Source organism: Variovorax boronicumulans NBRC 103145 (assembly GCF_001591345.1).
Taxonomy (GTDB): domain Bacteria; phylum Pseudomonadota; class Gammaproteobacteria; order Burkholderiales; family Burkholderiaceae_C; genus Variovorax; species Variovorax boronicumulans.
The window spans coordinates 17657-33798 of the sequence record NZ_BCUS01000012.1; the positions used below are offsets into that span (position 1 = coordinate 17657).

At 66.4% G+C, this 16142-nt stretch carries 14 protein-coding genes; 1 reads left to right on the forward strand and 13 read right to left on the reverse strand.

The window, feature by feature from the left end; all coding sequences use genetic code 11:
• Nucleotides 1-5: 5 nt before the first annotated feature.
• Genes hisG through VBO01S_RS05640 form a run of 5 tightly spaced genes read right to left on the reverse strand, consistent with a single transcriptional unit; the run spans nucleotide 6 to nucleotide 3946 of the window.
• Nucleotides 6-647 (reverse strand): ATP phosphoribosyltransferase, encoded by a 642-nt coding sequence (hisG, locus tag VBO01S_RS05620; protein WP_062471702.1) that lies wholly within the window; start codon nucleotides 645-647, stop codon nucleotides 6-8.
• Nucleotides 644-1933 (reverse strand): UDP-N-acetylglucosamine 1-carboxyvinyltransferase, encoded by a 1290-nt coding sequence (murA, locus tag VBO01S_RS05625; protein ID WP_062471705.1) that lies wholly within the window; start codon nucleotides 1931-1933, stop codon nucleotides 644-646. Before murA ends, hisG begins: the two co-directional genes overlap by 4 nt.
• Nucleotides 1934-1975: 42 nt before the next feature.
• Complete coding sequence (locus VBO01S_RS05630) at nucleotides 1976-2218, reverse strand: BolA family protein (RefSeq protein WP_062471708.1); 243 nt, start codon at nucleotides 2216-2218, stop codon at nucleotides 1976-1978.
• A 19-nt stretch (nucleotides 2219-2237) separates the two neighbouring features.
• A complete protein-coding gene (locus VBO01S_RS05635; RefSeq protein WP_062471710.1) occupies nucleotides 2238-3002 on the reverse strand; it encodes an ABC transporter permease in 765 nt (254 codons plus the stop codon).
• Nucleotides 2999-3946, reverse strand: coding sequence for an ABC transporter ATP-binding protein (locus tag VBO01S_RS05640; RefSeq protein ID WP_062471713.1), 948 nt, complete (start codon nucleotides 3944-3946; stop codon nucleotides 2999-3001). Before VBO01S_RS05640 ends, VBO01S_RS05635 begins: the two co-directional genes overlap by 4 nt.
• Before the next feature lie 152 nt (nucleotides 3947-4098).
• Here VBO01S_RS05640 and VBO01S_RS05645 point away from each other — a divergent pair, with 152 nt between their 5' ends.
• On the forward strand, nucleotides 4099-5712 hold the full coding sequence (locus VBO01S_RS05645) for a serine hydrolase domain-containing protein (protein ID WP_062471715.1): 1614 nt from the start codon (nucleotides 4099-4101) through the stop codon (nucleotides 5710-5712).
• Between the two features lie 4 nt (nucleotides 5713-5716).
• On the opposite strand, the gene VBO01S_RS05650 is transcribed toward VBO01S_RS05645, so the two are convergent.
• The 8 genes from VBO01S_RS05650 to VBO01S_RS05685 all read right to left on the reverse strand — a co-directional run bounded on the left by VBO01S_RS05650 (nucleotide 5717) and on the right by VBO01S_RS05685 (nucleotide 16078).
• On the reverse strand, nucleotides 5717-5992 hold the full coding sequence (locus VBO01S_RS05650; RefSeq protein WP_062471718.1) for an STAS domain-containing protein: 276 nt from the start codon (nucleotides 5990-5992) through the stop codon (nucleotides 5717-5719).
• Between the two features lie 12 nt (nucleotides 5993-6004).
• A complete protein-coding gene (locus tag VBO01S_RS05655; RefSeq protein ID WP_062471721.1) occupies nucleotides 6005-6667 on the reverse strand; it encodes an MlaC/ttg2D family ABC transporter substrate-binding protein in 663 nt (220 codons plus the stop codon).
• Nucleotides 6668-6833: 166 nt separating this feature from the next.
• On the reverse strand, nucleotides 6834-7583 hold the full coding sequence (locus VBO01S_RS05660) for an MlaA family lipoprotein (RefSeq protein ID WP_062471724.1): 750 nt from the start codon (nucleotides 7581-7583) through the stop codon (nucleotides 6834-6836).
• On the reverse strand, nucleotides 7580-8068 hold the full coding sequence (gene mlaD / locus VBO01S_RS05665) for an outer membrane lipid asymmetry maintenance protein MlaD (protein ID WP_062471729.1): 489 nt from the start codon (nucleotides 8066-8068) through the stop codon (nucleotides 7580-7582). The genes VBO01S_RS05660 and mlaD overlap by 4 nt, the downstream gene beginning before the upstream one ends.
• Before the next feature lie 41 nt (nucleotides 8069-8109).
• Nucleotides 8110-8892 (reverse strand): lipid asymmetry maintenance ABC transporter permease subunit MlaE, encoded by a 783-nt coding sequence (mlaE, locus tag VBO01S_RS05670; protein ID WP_062471733.1) that lies wholly within the window; start codon nucleotides 8890-8892, stop codon nucleotides 8110-8112.
• On the reverse strand, nucleotides 8889-9752 hold the full coding sequence (locus VBO01S_RS05675; RefSeq protein WP_062471736.1) for an ABC transporter ATP-binding protein: 864 nt from the start codon (nucleotides 9750-9752) through the stop codon (nucleotides 8889-8891). Before VBO01S_RS05675 ends, mlaE begins: the two co-directional genes overlap by 4 nt.
• A 66-nt stretch (nucleotides 9753-9818) precedes the next feature.
• A complete protein-coding gene (locus VBO01S_RS05680) occupies nucleotides 9819-11297 on the reverse strand; it encodes a glutamate synthase subunit beta (protein WP_062471739.1) in 1479 nt (492 codons plus the stop codon).
• Between the two features lie 35 nt (nucleotides 11298-11332).
• Nucleotides 11333-16078 carry a glutamate synthase-related protein gene (locus VBO01S_RS05685; RefSeq protein WP_062471742.1) on the reverse strand — a complete coding sequence of 1582 codons (4746 nt, stop codon included), beginning with the start codon at nucleotides 16076-16078 and terminating at the stop codon, nucleotides 11333-11335.
• Between the last annotated feature and the right edge of the window lie 64 nt (nucleotides 16079-16142).

The following is a 16142-nucleotide window of genomic DNA, read 5'->3' on the forward strand; positions in this document are numbered from 1 at the left end:
GAGGTTCAGGCGGAGGGAATGGCGGACGCGAAGGCGTCGATGATGCGGCGGATGGGTTCGCGCTTGAGCTTGAGCGCGGCCTGGTTGACGACCAGCCGGGCGCTGATGTCCATGATGCGCTCCACCTCGACGAGGTGGTTGGCCTTGAGTGTGTTGCCGGTCGAGACCAGGTCGACGATGGCGTCGGCCAGGCCCGTGAGCGGCGCCAGCTCCATGCTGCCGTAGAGCTTGATCAGGTCGACGTGCACGCCCTTGCTGGCGAAGAAGTCGCGCGCCAGGCCCACGTACTTGGTGGCCACGCGCAGGCGCGAGCCCTGCTTCACGGCCGAGGCGTAGTCGTAGTCGGCGCGCACGGCCACGCTGAGGCGGCAGGCGGCAATGCGCAGGTCCAGCGGCTGGTACAGGCCCTGGTTGCCGTGCTCGAGCAGCACGTCCAGGCCGGTCACGCCCAGGTCGGCGCCGCCGTACTGCACGTAAGTGGGCACGTCGGAAGCACGCACCAGCACCACGCGCACGTCGGGGCGGGTGGTGTCGAGGATGAGCTTGCGCGATTTCTCGGGGTCTTCGGTGACCTCGATGCCGGCGGCGGCCAGCAGGGGCATCGTCTCTTCGAAGATGCGGCCTTTGGAAAGAGCCAGGGTGATCATGCGGCGGCTCCGGTCACGCGTTCAATGTCGGCGCCCAGGCCGCGCAGTTTCGATTCCATGCGGTCATAGCCCCGGTCGAGGTGGTAAATGCGGTCGACCAGCGTCTCGCCCTCGGCCACGAGGCCGGCGATGACGAGGCTGGCGGAGGCGCGCAGGTCGGTGGCCATCACGGTGGCACCCGAGAGCTGTTGCACGCCCTCGACCATCGCGACCTTGCCTTCGACGTGGATGCGCGCGCCCAGGCGCACCATCTCGTTCACGTGCATGAAGCGGTTCTCGAAGATGGTCTCGGTGACCATGGAGGCGCCGCGCGCGATCACGTTCAGGGCCATGAACTGGGCCTGCATGTCGGTGGGGAAGCCGGGATATTCGGTGGTGCTGAAGCTCTGCGCCTTCAGGTGGTCGTACGCGGGGCCCTGCGAGCCGATGCGGATGCCGTCGGGCTCGGTCACGACGGTGCAGCCGGCGTCGCGCAGCTTGTCGATCACGGCGTCGAGGTGGTCGCCGCGCGCATGGCGCAGGAAGGCCTCGCCGCCCGTGGCCGCCACGGCGCACAGGAAGGTGCCGGCCTCGATGCGGTCGGCCACCACGGCGTGCTCGCAGCCGTGCAGCTTCTCGACGCCCTGGATGCGGATGTGGCTGGTGCCGTGGCCTTCGATCTTCGCGCCCATGCGGATCAGCATCTCGGCCAAGTCGACGATCTCGGGCTCCTGCGCGGCGTTCTCGAGCAGCGTCTCGCCCTCGGCCAGCGCGGCGGCCATGAGGAAGTTCTCGGTGCCGGTGACGGTGACCATGTCGGTCAGGATGCGCGCGCCCTTCAGCCGCGTGCGCCCTTCGGGCAGGCGCGCGACCATGTAGCCGTGCTCGACCACGATCTCGGCGCCCATCGCCTGCAGGCCCTTGATGTGCTGGTCGACCGGCCGCGAGCCGATGGCGCAGCCGCCCGGCAGCGACACCTTGGCGTGGCCGAAGCGCGCCAGCAGCGGGCCCAGTGCCAGCACCGAGGCGCGCATGGTCTTCACCAGTTCGTAGGGGGCCTCGGGGTTGCCGAGCTCGCCGGCGTTCAGGCGAACGGTGCCGTTGTCGTCGGCCTCGGCCGTCACGCCCATGTTGCGCACCAGCTTGAGCATGGTCGACACGTCCTGCAGGCGCGGCACGTTGTGCAGCACCACGGGCTGGTCGGTCAGCAGCGCTGCGCACAGCTCGGGCAGCGCGGCGTTCTTGGCGCCGGAAATGAGCACTTCGCCGCGAAGCTCACGCCCGCCGCGAATCAGAAGTTTGTCCATGAAGGATCCAGCGAAATCAGGAGGCCCGCAGGGGCCGGAAAGTCATTTGTCCACGGCGGCCCATTCGGCCGGCGTGTAGGTCTTCATCGAGAGCGCATGCACCTCGTCGGTGTGCATTTTCGCACCGAGGGTGGCGTAGACCCGCTGGTGGCGCTGGATGGCGCGCTTGCCCTCGAATTCGGCCGAGACGATGGTCGCGTACCAATGTCGGCCGTCGCCCTCGAGCGTGATGTGCTCGCACGGCAGATGGGCAGCGATGATGGCTTGGAGTTCGTCAGCGGTCATGGGGTCTTGCAAGGCGGGTTCAGCCGCGGATTTTGTAGCCGATGCGCAGGAGGTGAACGGCAATCGCGCTCACCACCAGCCAGGCGGAACCGACGATGCCGAAGCTCAGCCAGGGCGAAGCGTCGCTCACCCCGAAGAAGCCGTAGCGGAAGCCGTCGATCATGTAGAAGAAGGGGTTCAGGTGGCTCACGCTCTGCCAGAACGGCGGCAGCGAGCCGATCGAATAGAACACGCCCGACAGGAAGGTCATGGGCATGATCAGGAAGTTCTGGAACACGGCCATCTGGTCGAACTTCTCGGCCCAGAGCCCGGCGATGAGGCCCAGCGTGCCCAGCATGGCCGAGCCCAGCAGCGCGAACACCAGGATCCACACCGGCGCCACGAAGCTCGGCACGGCGAAGAAGAGGGTCACGGCGAACACGCCCACGCCCACCGCCAGCCCGCGGATCACCGAGGAGCCCACGTAGGCGAAGAACCAGCCCCAGTGCGACAGCGGCGTGAGCAGCACGAACACGAGGTTGCCCATGATCTTGCTCTGGATGATCGAGGACGAGCTGTTCGCGAACGCGTTCTGCAGCACGCTCATCATCACGAGGCCGGGGATCAGGAAGGCGGTGTAGCCCACGGAGCCGTAGACCGTCACGCGGCCTTCGAGCACGTGGCCGAACACCATGAGGTACAGCAGCGCGGTGAGCACCGGCGCGCCGACGGTCTGGAAGCCGACCTTCCAGAAGCGCAGCGTTTCCTTGTACAGAAGCGCGCGCCAGCCCGTGACGGCCATCATCGCGACACCTCCAGCGGCGTCTGCTCGCCCGCCATCAGGTCGATGAACACGTCTTCCAGGTCGGCCTTGCGCATTTCCACGTCTTCCACCGCGACGCCGGCTTCGCGGATCGCGGCCAGCAGTTGTTCGACTTCATGCGCGTTCTGCGCCGGCAGCTGCACGATGCGCCCGGTGATGCGCGCGTGCTGGGCGATGGCCCAGGGCAGCATGGCATCGGTCTTGAAGCGCAGCACGTTGCTTGCGGCCGACTTCAGCAGCTCGCTGGTGCGGTCCAGGGCGATCACCTTGCCGAGCTTGAGCATCGCGATGCGGCTGCACAGTGCCTCGGCCTCCTCGAGGTAATGGGTGGTCAGCAGCACGGTGCTGCCCTGCTTGTTGAGCTTGGCGACGAACTGCCAGAGCGTCTGGCGCAATTCGACGTCGACACCGGCCGTAGGCTCGTCGAGCACGATGACCGGTGGCTTGTGCACCAGCGCCTGTGCCACCAGCACGCGGCGCTTCATGCCGCCCGAGAGCTGGCGCATGTTGGACGTGGCCTTGTCGGCCAGGCCTAGGCTCTGCAGCAGCTCGTCGATCCAGGCTTCGTTGTTCTTGATGCCGAAGTAGCCCGACTGGATGCGCAGCGACTCGCGCACGTTGAAGAAGGGGTCGAACACCAGCTCCTGCGGCACGATGCCGAGCTGGCGCCGGGCCTCGGCGTAGTCGCGCTGCACGTCGAAGCCGTGCACGCTGATCGCCCCCGCCGTGGGCCGCGACAGGCCCGCCAGCATGCTGATGAGGGTGGTCTTGCCCGCGCCGTTGGGGCCGAGCAGGCCGAAGAACTCGCCCGGCTCGATCTGGAAGGAAACCTCGTCGACCGCACGCAGCCCCTGCTTGCCTTGGGCGCGTTGCTGACGGGAGGGAGGGTAGGTCTTGGAGACCGACTGGAATGAGATCGCGGGCATGGGAGCCCGCGATTTTACGGGCGATGGGTTTTTCGGCGCTGCTCAGGGGTGAACGCGGGGAGCCGGCCGCGCTAGGCATCGGCCCGGAGTTCACCCACAATCCCGCCGGTGCCGATTCTGCGCACCACAACCGCCCATCGCGAGGAACGCCAATGAAGTGTTTGACCCGCAGCCCCTTCCCAACCGTTGCCGCCCTGCTCCTGGCGATGGTGCTGACCGCTTGTGGGGGAGGAGGTGGAGGTGGTGGCGGCGGAGGTGGCGGCATCGCCCTTGTCGGCGGCGGCGCAGGCGCTGGCGCAGGGGGCGGCACCGCCCAACCTTGCACTTCATCTGCCGGTTCGGCCCAGCTGCCAGCCCGCGATGCACTCATTGCACGCGCCAAGTGCCTGGAGCTGGACACGCCCTACGTGCCACCACCCGGCGATGTGCTGGAGCACAACACGTCCGGCTATGCCAAGGCCATGTGCTCGGCGGTCTTCATCACCGGACTCGATCCTGCGGTCGCCGCCGAAACCATCGGGTACTTCACGGGGCCGTACGAACAGCGCAAGAAAGTGGGCGCGCCGGTGGTCGACCGCACCAAGAAGGAGGTCCGGATCACGATGCCCAACGGCGGCCCGACGCTGGTGGCCCGTCACTTCGGTTCGCAGGGCTGCATCACGCTGCCGCCCGGCAAGGACGACGTTCTCTTCACACCCGTCAATGTCAAGAGCGCGCTGGCCGACCCCACGACCGTGCCCTGGCCCATGGGGGATGTGCTGCCGAACGACCCGCCGCCCGCCGACGTCGACATGGCCAAGGTGAACCAGGCCCTCGGCGCCGCCTTCGAAACCACGGAGGCCTACACCGCCGCCTTCGTGGTCACGCACAAGGGGCGACTCATCGGCGAGCGCTACATGAGCGGCATCAGCGCGACAACGCCGCTCGAATCATGGTCGATGGGCAAAAGCGTCGTGGCCACGATGATGGGCGTGCTGATCAAGCAGGGCGTGTACAAGCTCGACCAGCCCGCGCCGATTCCCGAATGGCAAGGTGCCGGCGACGGCCGCCAGCAGATCCGCATTGCCGACATCCTGCGCATGTCCAGCGGGCTGCGCATCAAGGCCCCGGACGATCCGGACTTCGACCCCAACGGCACCTACCCCGATCACATCTACTACTACACGGGCCGGATCAACGCATTCAACTACGCCGCGACCCGCCCGCAGCAATGGCCGCCCAACACGGTCGGCCGCTACCGCAACACCGATCCGGTGCTTGCCAACTACCTGGTCCGCCTTGGAGTCGAGAAGCGCGGCGAGGAGTACCTCTCGTTCCCGCAACGCGCCATCTTCGACAAGATCGGCATCCGCTCCATGGTGATCGAGACCGATCCCTACGGCAACTTCCTCACGCAAGGCTACGACTTCATGTCGGCCCGCGATTGGGCCCGGCTGGCCAATCTCTACCTGCAGGACGGGGTGTGGAACGGGGAGCGCATTCTTCCCGAGGGATTCGTCAATTTCGTGAGCACGGCCGCACCAGCCTGGGCCGCAGACCAGCGCCCCATCTACGGGGGATTCTTCTGGATCAATGGAACGGGGGCACTGGCGGCGCCGACGACGGCCTATTACATGCTCGGCGCAGGGGGCCAGTTCGTGCTCGTGATTCCGTCGCACGATCTTGTGGTCGTGCGCATCGGCCACTCCAAGGGAGAGCGATTCGCGACCTCGACCCTGAACAAGGCGCTCTCGCTGCTGACCGCAGCGGTGCCACGCACGCGCTAGGGCGTCAGGGCGCGGCGGGCAGAAGGCCCGCGATGCCGTACAGCGCGGCCAGCTCGCGCAGGCGCGGCGACAGGCCCTTGACCGAGAACCCCCGGCCCAGCGCGCTGGATTCGCGCCGGCACTCGAGCAGCACCGCCAGCGCGGAGGAATCGAACTGGGCCAGCGCCGTGGCGTCGACCACGGTGGACGACGAATCGGTCTGGCCCTTGAGCCCTTGCTGCAGCATGCGCATGCAGGCAGGAGCCTCGTCGTGGGTGAGTCGGGAGGGGAGGACCAGCATGGCGTGTGCCCGTCAGCCCTTGCCGTTGCCCTTGTTGCGCGCGGCCAGCGCGGCAATCAGGCCATCGATGCCGCTCTTGTTGATTTCCTGCGCGAACTGGGTGCGGTAGGTATCGACCAGCCACACGCCAAGCACATTCAGGTTGTAGACCTTCCAGCCGGCGCCCTGTCCCGGGGTCTTTTCGAGGCGGTAGTCCAGCTGCACCGGGTCGCCGCGGCCCTTGACCTCGGTGCGCACGAGCACGTCGGTGTCGGTGGGGGCGCCGCGGAACGGGCGGATGGTGACGGTCTGGTCGCTCACCTGGTCGAGCGCGCCGGCGTAGGTGCGCACGAGCAGGGTCTTGAACTCGTCCTGCAGGCGCTTTTGCTGCTCGGGCGTGGCCTGGCGCCAAGCCGGGCCGACGGCCGAGGCGGTCATGCGCTGGAAGTTGACGTTGGGCATGATCTTGCTGTCGACCAGCAGCATGATCTTGTTGATGTCACCGGCCTTGATCGACGAATCGGCCTTGATGGTCTCGAGCACGTCGGTCGACAGGCGCTTGACGAGCGCGTCGGGGGCTTCATCGGCCGCGAATGCGCTCTGATGCACGAAAGCGGTGGCGGCGCCGAACAGCAGCGCGCCGGCCAATGCCAGGCGGCCCAGGTCGCGTCGTTGCAGCAAGATCTTGTTGTTCATGGTGAGTCCCTCAGGTTGAATTGTCTTCCCTGCACGGTGCAGCCAATGGCCCCGTGCTGAGACAGGAACGGTTTCGACAGGCATCAGGCCGACCGGGTTCCTGAAGCGGAGGTGAAGCCTTGCAACCGGATGCAAGCAGGACCACCCCGTCCGCCCTCTTTTGCCGTCACTTGCCGGCGTTGTCGTCGTCCGGCGGGTTGCCGTCGTAGACCTGGTTGCGGCGGCGCTGCAGGAACGCATCGCGCGTGAACGAATACTTGTCGAGCGCGGCTTCGTCGAGCAGGCGGGTGGCACCCAGGTAGCGCGAGCGGGTGTCCACGACACGCAGGCCTGCCAGCGAATTGCGCCAGGCGATGTCGTGGATATGGCCCTGCGCGTCGCCGTACATGTCGAGCGGCCGGGCGATCGTGTCGCGCAGCGTCGAGGGGCCGAGCAACGGCAGCACGACGTACGGACCGGCGCCCACGCCCCAGTAGCCCAGCGTCTGGCCGAAGTCTTCCTCGTGGCGCGGCAGGCGCGCCTCGGAGGCAACGTCGAGCAGGCCGCCCAGGCCGAAGAAGGTGTTGACGTTCAGCCGCATGAAGGTCTCGGCGCTGTTCTGCAGCTTGAGCTGGGCCACGTTGTTGGCCAGGCTCCAGATGTCACCGAGGTTGCTGAAGAAGTTGGTCACGCCCTGGCGCACCAGCGAGGGCACCACGTTCTGGTAGGCAGTGGCCACGGGCTCCAGCACGGCCTCATCGACGGTGTCGTTGAAGCGCGTCATGCCGCGGTTGTACGGCTCGAAGGGGTCGGTCGGGCTTGCGCCGGATCCGGTGGCGCATCCGGCCACGAGGGCGAAACCGACGGTGGCGATGGCCCAACGGGCGGAGCTAGCTACACTTTTAATAGCAGTCGACGAAAAAAGTCGTGTGGTCATTTCTTGTTGGCTGTTCCCGGCGCCGTATTCCCCTCGGCTGCCTTGCTGTACAGGAACTGGCTGATCAGGTTCTCCAGCACCACGGCCGATTGGGTCGCGGTGATGGTGTCGCCGGCTTGCAGGTTCTTTTCCTCGGCGCCCGCCTCGATGCCGATGTACTGCTCGCCGAGCAGGCCACTGGTCAGGATCTTGAGCGAGCTGTCCTTGGGAAAACTGTAACGGTTTTGCAGCGCCAGCGTCACATCGGCCTGAAAGGCCTTGTCGTTGAACGCGATGGATTCCACACGACCGACCACCACACCAGCGCTCTTGACCGCGGTCTGGGGCTTGAGCCCGCCGATGTTGTCGAAACGCGCGGTGACCGTGTAGGTCTTCTGGAAGTTCAGGCTCAGCAGGTTGGCCGACTGCAGCGCCAGGAACAGCAATGCGGCGCCGCCGATCAGCACGAACAGGCCGACCCAGATGTCGTTGGTGGAACGTTGCATGGTTTGCACTCTCTGTCTAGAACGATGGAGCCGAGGCCCCTTTAGATACTGAACATCATGGCGGTGAGCAAGAAATCGAGCCCCAAGACCGCCAGCGACGCCATCACAACGGTGCGCGTGGTGGCGCGCGACACGCCCTCGGGCGTCGGCTGGGCCTCGAAGCCCTGCAGCAACGCGACGAAGGTCACGGTGAAACCGAACACGATGCTCTTGATGACGCCGTTGCCGACGTCGCGCCAGACATCGACGCCGCCTTGCATCTGGCCCCAGAACGCGCCCGGGTCGACGCCCAGCATGAGCACGCCCACGACATAGCCGCCCATGATGCCGACCGCGCTGAACACGGCCGCCAGCAGCGGCATGGTGATGACGCCGGCCCAGAAGCGCGGCGCGAGGATGCGCTGCACCGGGTCGACCGCCATCATTTCCATGGCGCTCAACTGCTCGTTGGCTTTCATGAGGCCGATCTCGGCCGTCAGCGAGGTGCCGGCCCGGCCGGTGAACAGCAGGGCCGCCACCACGGGACCGAGTTCGCGCACGAGGCTCAGCGCCACCAGCAGGCCGAGCGCTTCGGACGAGCCGTAGCGCTGCAGCGCGTAATACATCTGCAGCCCGAGCACGAAGCCCACGAACAGGCCCGACACGCCAATGATGGCGAGCGAGTAGTTGCCCAGGAAATGGATCTGGTCGCGCACCAGCCCGAAGCGGCGCATGATCTGCGCGCCCGGGCCGAGCAGGCGCAGGAACAGCTTGGCCGCATGGCCCATGTCGGCCAGTTGGCTGCGCACGGCAAAGCCGACGTCGGCGGGCTTCCACCAGGTCATGAGCGCCCCCCTTCCCGGTTCCCGAAATCGTCTTCGATACTGACGCCCGGATAGTGGAAGTGCACCGGCCCGTCAGGCAGTGCATTGACGAACTGATGCACCAGCGGATCGGCGCTTTCGCGCACCTCGTCGGGCCGCCCCTGCGCGGCGATGCCGCCATTGGCCAGGATGATCACGTGGTCCGCGATGCGGAAGGTTTCCTCGAGGTCGTGCGACACGATGATGCTGGTGAGGCCGAGCGCATCGTTGAGCTGGCGGATCAGCCGCGCGGCCGTGCCCAGCGAGATCGGGTCGAGCCCCGCGAAGGGTTCGTCGTACATCACGAGGTCGGGGTCGAGTGCGATCGCGCGCGCCAGCGCCACGCGCCGCGCCATGCCGCCCGACACCTCGCTGGGCATCAGGTCGCGCGCGCCGCGCAGGCCGACGGCATCCAGCTTCATGAGCACGATGTCGCGCACCAGCGCTTCCGACAGCTGCGTGTGCTCGCGCAACGGAAAGGCCACGTTGTCGAACACACTGATGTCGGTGAACAGCGCACCGAACTGGAACAGCATGCCCATGCGGCGCCGCGCCGCATACAGCGTCGCGACATCGAAGTGGCCGACATCCTTCCCGTCGAACAGCACTTCGCCGCGTTGGGCGCGTTGCTGGCCGCCGATCAGGCGCAGCACGGTGGTCTTGCCGCCACCCGATGCCCCCATCAACGCCGTCACCTTGCCGCGCGGCACGGAAAACGACACGCCGTCGAGGATCGCGCGCGCGCCGTAGCCGAACGTGACATCGCGGAATTCGACGAAGGAGGAAGACGTGGGTGTGGCTGGGTCCATCTCAATAAAAAAGCCGGGCGCCTTCTCAGGCATCCCGGCATGCGGTTTCCGCGGATGATAACGGGGCCGCGAACGGCGCCGCTTCAAATGAAACAAAAATCAGCGCGGTAAGTCGCTGAATCCCATCAAAAATTCGTCGACCGAACGCGCCGCTTGACGGCCCTCGCGAATTGCCCACACCACCAGCGATTGGCCGCGGCGAATGTCACCTGCGGCGAACACCTTGGGCACATTGGTGGCATAGCCGCCGATGAAGTCGACCGTGGCGCGCGCGTTGCCGCGGGCGTCCTTCTCGACACCGAAGGCGTCGAGCACGGTGGCCACGGGGCTGATGAAGCCCATCGCCAGCAGCACCAGGTCGGCCTTGAGGATCTGCTCGCTGCCGGGCACTTCCTGCATCTTGCCGTCTTTCCACTCGACGCGAACGGTCTTCAGGCCGGTGACCTTGCCCTTCTCGCCGATGAATTCCTTGGTCGAGATGGCGAACTCGCGCTCGCAGCCTTCCTCGTGGCTGGAGCTGGTGCGCAGCTTGATCGGCCAGTAGGGCCAGGTCAGCGGACGGTTCTCTTCTTCCGGCGGCTGCGGCATCAGTTCGAACTGCGTGACGCTCACGGCGCCGTGGCGGTTGCTGGTGCCCACGCAGTCGGAGCCGGTGTCGCCGCCGCCGATCACGATGACGTGCTTGCCGTCGGCGCGCAGCTGGCCCTTGACCTTGTCGCCGGCGTTGACGCGGTTCTGCTGCGGCAGGAACTCCATCGCGAAGTGGATGCCGTCGAGGTCACGGCCCGGCACAGGCAGGTCGCGCGACTGCTCGGCACCACCGGTGAGCACCACGGCGTCGAAGTCTTTCTGCAGCTGCTCGGGCGTGACGGTTTCCTTGGCCAGGTTGGTGACCTTGGAGCCCTTGCCCAGCGGGTCTTTCGCGGCGCCGACCATCACGCCGGTGCGGAAGGTCACGCCCTCGGCCTTCATCTGCTCGACGCGGCGGTCGATGTGCGACTTCTCCATCTTGAAGTCGGGAATGCCGTAGCGCAGCAGGCCGCCGACACGGTCGTTCTTCTCGAACAGCGTGACGTCGTGGCCGGCGCGCGCCAGTTGCTGCGCGGCGGCCATGCCGGCCGGGCCGGAGCCCACCACGGCGACCTTCTTGCCGGTCTTGTGCTTGGCGACGCGCGGCGCCACCCAGCCTTCGTCCCAGGCGCGGTCGATGATCGCGTGTTCCAGCGACTTGATGCCGACCGCGTCGTCGTTCACGTTGAGCACGCAGGCCGCCTCGCAGGGCGCCGGGCAGATGCGGCCGGTGAACTCGGGGAAGTTGTTGGTCGAGTCGAGCACCGCGAAGGCGTTCTGCCAATCGTCGCGGTACACGAGGTCGTTGAAGTCCGGAATGATGTTGTTGACCGGGCAGCCGCTGTTGCAGAACGGCGTGCCGCAGTCCATGCAACGTGCGCCCTGCACCTTGGCCTGGTCGGTGTTCAGGCCGACGACGAATTCCTTGTAGTGCTTGACGCGCTCTTCGACAGGCTTGTAGCCCTCTTCGATGCGCTCATGCTCCATGAAGCCGGTGATCTTTCCCATCGTGCTTTCCTCTGTTCTTCGTATCTATGGCGCGCTCAGACGGCGGCCGTGGCAGGCGCGGCCAGTGCGTGCGGCTCGAGCCCCACATGGGCGTTGTTGCCGCTGCTGGCCAGCTCGACCTGGCGGTCATGCAATTCGGCCAGGGCGCGCTTGTACTCGTTCGGGAACACCTTGACGAACTTGGTGCGCGACTCGGCCCAGTTGTCGAGCAGCTCGCGCGCGCGCTTGCTGCCCGTCCAGCGGTGGTGCTCTTCGAGCAGCTTCTTGAGCTGCGCTTCGTCGGTCTCGCCGCCATGCCAGATCTTGCGATGCACGCTGGCGGTCTGCTCGGCCGAGGTGAGCACCTTGTCGAGCGACACCATCGAGAGGTTGCAGCGCGAGGCGAACTGGCCGTCTTCGTCGTAGACGAACGCGACGCCGCCGCTCATGCCGGCCGCGAAGTTGCGGCCCGTCTTGCCGAGCACGGCCACCGTGCCGCCGGTCATGTATTCGCAACCGTGGTCGCCGGTGCCTTCGATGACCGCCGTGGCGCCCGACAGGCGCACCGCGAAGCGCTCGCCGGCCACGCCGCACAGGTAGGCCTCGCCGGTGGTCGCGCCGTACAGCGCGGTGTTGCCGACGATGGTGTTGCGCGCGGCTTCACCGCGGAAGTCCAGGCTGGGGCGCACCACCACGCGGCCGCCCGAGAGGCCCTTGCCGGTGTAGTCGTTGGCGTCGCCGATCAGGTACAGCGTGATGCCGCGTGCCAGGAAGGCGCCGAACGACTGGCCGCCCGTGCCTTCGAGCTGGATGCGGATCGAGTCGTCAGGCAGGCCCTGCGGGTGCACCTTGGTCAGCGCGCCCGAGAGCATCGCGCCCACCGAACGGTTGACGTTGCGCGCCACCTCGATGAACTGCACCTTCTCGCCCTTGTCGATGGCGGGACGCGACTTCTCGATGAGCTTCACGTCCAGCGCGCGCTCGAGGCCGTGGTCCTGGTTCTCGACATGGAAGCGCGGCACGTCGGCCGGCACGATCGGCAGCGCGAACAGGCGGCTGAAATCCAGGCCCGAAGCCTTCCAGTGTTCGATGCCCTTGCGCATGTCGAGCAGGTCGGCGCGGCCGATCAGGTCGTCGAACTTGCGGATGCCCAGCTGGGCCATGATCTGGCGCACTTCTTCCGCGACGAAGAAGAAGTAGTTGACGACGTGCTCAGGCTTGCCCGAGAACTTCTTGCGCAGCACCGGGTCTTGCGTGGCCACGCCCACCGGGCAGGTGTTCAGGTGGCACTTGCGCATCATGATGCAGCCCTCGACCACCAGCGGCGCGGTGGCGAAGCCGAACTCGTCCGCGCCCAGCAGCGCGCCGATGGCGACGTCGCGGCCGGTCTTCATCTGGCCGTCGGCCTGCACGCGGATGCGGCTGCGCAGGCGGTTGAGCACCAGCGTCTGCTGCGTCTCGGCCAGGCCGATTTCCCACGGGCTGCCCGCATGCTTGATCGACGACCAGGGCGAGGCGCCCGTGCCGCCGTCATGGCCGGCGATCACGACGTGGTCGCTCTTGCACTTGGCCACGCCCGCGGCGATGGTGCCGACGCCGATTTCGCTCACCAGCTTCACGCTGATGCTCGCGTGCGGCGCGGTGTTCTTCAGGTCGTGGATGAGCTGTGCGAGGTCTTCGATCGAGTAGATGTCGTGGTGCGGCGGCGGCGAGATGAGGCCCACACCCGGCACGGCATAGCGCTGCTTGCCGATGTACTCGGTGACCTTGCCGCCGGGCAGCTGACCGCCCTCGCCCGGCTTGGCACCTTGCGCCATCTTGATCTGGATCTGGTCGGCCGAGTGCAGGTACTCGGCGGTGACACCGAAGCGGCCCGACGCGACCTGCTTGATGCGCGAACGCAGCGAGTCGCCATCGTTCAGCGGCAGGTCGACCTCGACGTTGGCCGCGCCGATCACGCTCTTGAGCGTGTCGCCCTGCTTGATCGGGATGCCCTTCAGCTCATTGCGGTAGCGCGCCGGGTCTTCGCCGCCTTCGCCCGTGTTGCTCTTGCCGCCGATGCGGTTCATGGCAATGGCGAGCGTGGCGTGCGCCTCGGTGCTGATCGAGCCGAGCGACATCGCGCCGGTGGCGAAACGCTTGACGATTTCGGCAGCCGCCTCGACTTCGTCGACCGGAATGGCCTTGGCCGGATCGATCTTGAACTCGAACAGGCCGCGCAGCGTGAGGTGGCGGCGGTTCTGGTCGTTGATGAGCTGCGCGTATTCCTTGTACGTGTTCCAGTTGTTGGAGCGCGTGCTGTGCTGCAGCTTGGCGATGGCGTCGGGCGTCCACATGTGCTCTTCGCCGCGGGTGCGCCAGGCGTATTCGCCGCCGGCGTCCAGCATGTGGGCGAGCACGGGGTCGTCGCCGAAGGCGGCCTTGTGCATGCGGATGGCTTCTTCGGCGATCTCGAAGACGCCGATGCCTTCCACGCGGCTGGCGGTGCCGGTGAAGTACTTGTTCACCGTCTCGGTGTTCAGGCCGATGGCTTCGAACAGCTGGGCGCCGCAGTAGCTCATGTAGGTGCTGACACCCATCTTCGACATGATCTTCGACAGGCCCTTGCCGATGGCCTTGACGTAGTTGTAGACCGCCTTGTCGGCGCTCAGGTCGCCCGGCAGGTCGGCGTGCATGGCCGCCAGCGTTTCCATCGCGAGGTACGGGTGCACGGCTTCGGCGCCGTAGCCGGCGAGCACGCCGAAGTGATGCACTTCGCGCGCCGAACCGGTCTCGACCACGAGGCCGGCGGTGGTGCGCAAACCTTCGCGCACGAGGTACTGGTGCACGGCCGAGAGGGCCAGCACCGCAGGGATCGCGACTTGCGTCGGGCCCACGCCGCGGTCGCTCACGATCAGGATGTTGTGGCCGCCCTTGATGGCGTCGACCGCTTCGGCACACAGCGAAGCCAGCTTGGCTTCGACGCCTTCATCACCCCAGCCCAGCGGGTAGGTGATGTCGAGCACGTAGCTCTTGAACTTGCCCTGCGTGTAGGTGCCGATGTCGCGCAGCTTCGCCATGTCGGCGAAGTCGAGAATGGGCTGGCTCACTTCGAGCCGCATTGGCGGATTGACTTGGTTGATGTCCAGCAGGTTCGGCTTGGGGCCGATGAAGGACACCAGCGACATCACGATCGCTTCGCGGATCGGGTCGATCGGCGGGTTCGTGACCTGCGCGAACAGCTGCTTGAAGTAGTTGTACAGCGGCTTGTTCTTGCTGGAGAGCACGGCCAGCGGGCTGTCGTTGCCCATGGAGCCGATGCCTTCTTCGCCGGCCTGCGCCATCGGGCTCATCAGGAACTTGATGTCTTCCTGGGTGTAGCCGAAGGCCTGCTGGCGGTCGAGCAGCGCCACCTGGCTCACCGGGATCGCGGCCGGTTCGGCCTTGACGCTGTCGAGCTTGATGCGCAGGTTCTCGATCCACTGCTTGTAGGGCTTGCTGTTGGCGAGGGTGGCCTTGACCTCCTCGTCGTCGATCATGCGGCCCTGCTCCAGGTCGATGAGGAACATCTTGCCGGGCTGCAGGCGCCACTTGCGCACGATCTTCTGCTCGGGCACGGGCAGCACGCCCGACTCGGAGGCCATGATGACCAGGTCGTCGTCGGTCACGCAGTAGCGCGAGGGGCGCAGGCCGTTGCGGTCGAGCGTGGCGCCGATCTGGCGACCGTCGGTGAACACGATGGAGGCCGGGCCGTCCCACGGCTCGAGCATGGCGGCGTGGTATTCGTAGAACGCGCGGCGGCGCGTGTCCATGGTGGCGTGCTGTTCCCAGGGTTCGGGAATCATCATCATCACGGCCTGGCTGATGGGGTAGCCGGCCATCGTCAAGAGCTCGAGGCAGTTGTCGAAGGTGGCGGTGTCGGACTGGCCGGCGAAGCTGATCGGGTAGAGCTTTTGCAGGTCGGCGCCGAGCACGGGCGACGACATCACGCCTTCGCGTGCCTTCATCCAGTTGTAGTTGCCCTTGACCGTGTTGATTTCGCCGTTGTGGGCGACATAACGGTACGGGTGGGCCAGCGGCCACTCGGGGAAGGTGTTGGTCGAGAAGCGCTGGTGCACGAGGCCGAGGGCCGAGACGCAACGCTTGTCCTGCAGGTCGAGGTAGTAGGTACCGACCTGGTCGGCCAGCAGCAGGCCCTTGTAGACCACGGTGCGGCTGGACATGCTCGGAACGTAGTATTCCTTGCTGTGCTTGAGCTTCAGGCGCTGGATGTTGGCGCTGGCGGTCTTGCGGATCACGTACAGCTTGCGCTCCAGCGCGTCCTGCACGATCACGTCGTTGCCGCGGCCGATGAAGATCTGGCGCAGCAGCGGTTCCTTTTCGCGCACGGTGGGCGACATGGGCATGTCGCGGTTGACCGGCACGTCGCGCCAGCCCAGCAGCACCTGGCCTTCGGCCTTGATGGCGCGTTCCATCTCTTGTTCGCAGGCTTCGCGGGAGGCGTGTTCCTTCGGCAGGAAGATCATGCCGACGCCGTATTCGCCCGGCGGGGGCAGCGTGACGCCCTGCTTGGCCATTTCTTCGCGGTACAGCAGGTCGGGCAGCTGGATCAGGATGCCCGCGCCGTCGCCCATCAGCTTGTCGGCGCCGACGGCGCCGCGGTGGTCGAGGTTCTCGAGGATCTTCAGGCCCTGCAGCACGATGGCGTGGCTCTTCTCGCCCTTGATGTGGGCGACGAAGCCGACGCCGCAGGCGTCGTGCTCATCGGCACCGGAATACAGACCGTGTTCTTGGAGGTGTTGAATCTCGGCAGCCGTCGTCATGGCGCGCTCCTTCAGTTTTCGCAGGGAAAGGGAGCATATTGCGATGCACAAAGAATGCCAAACA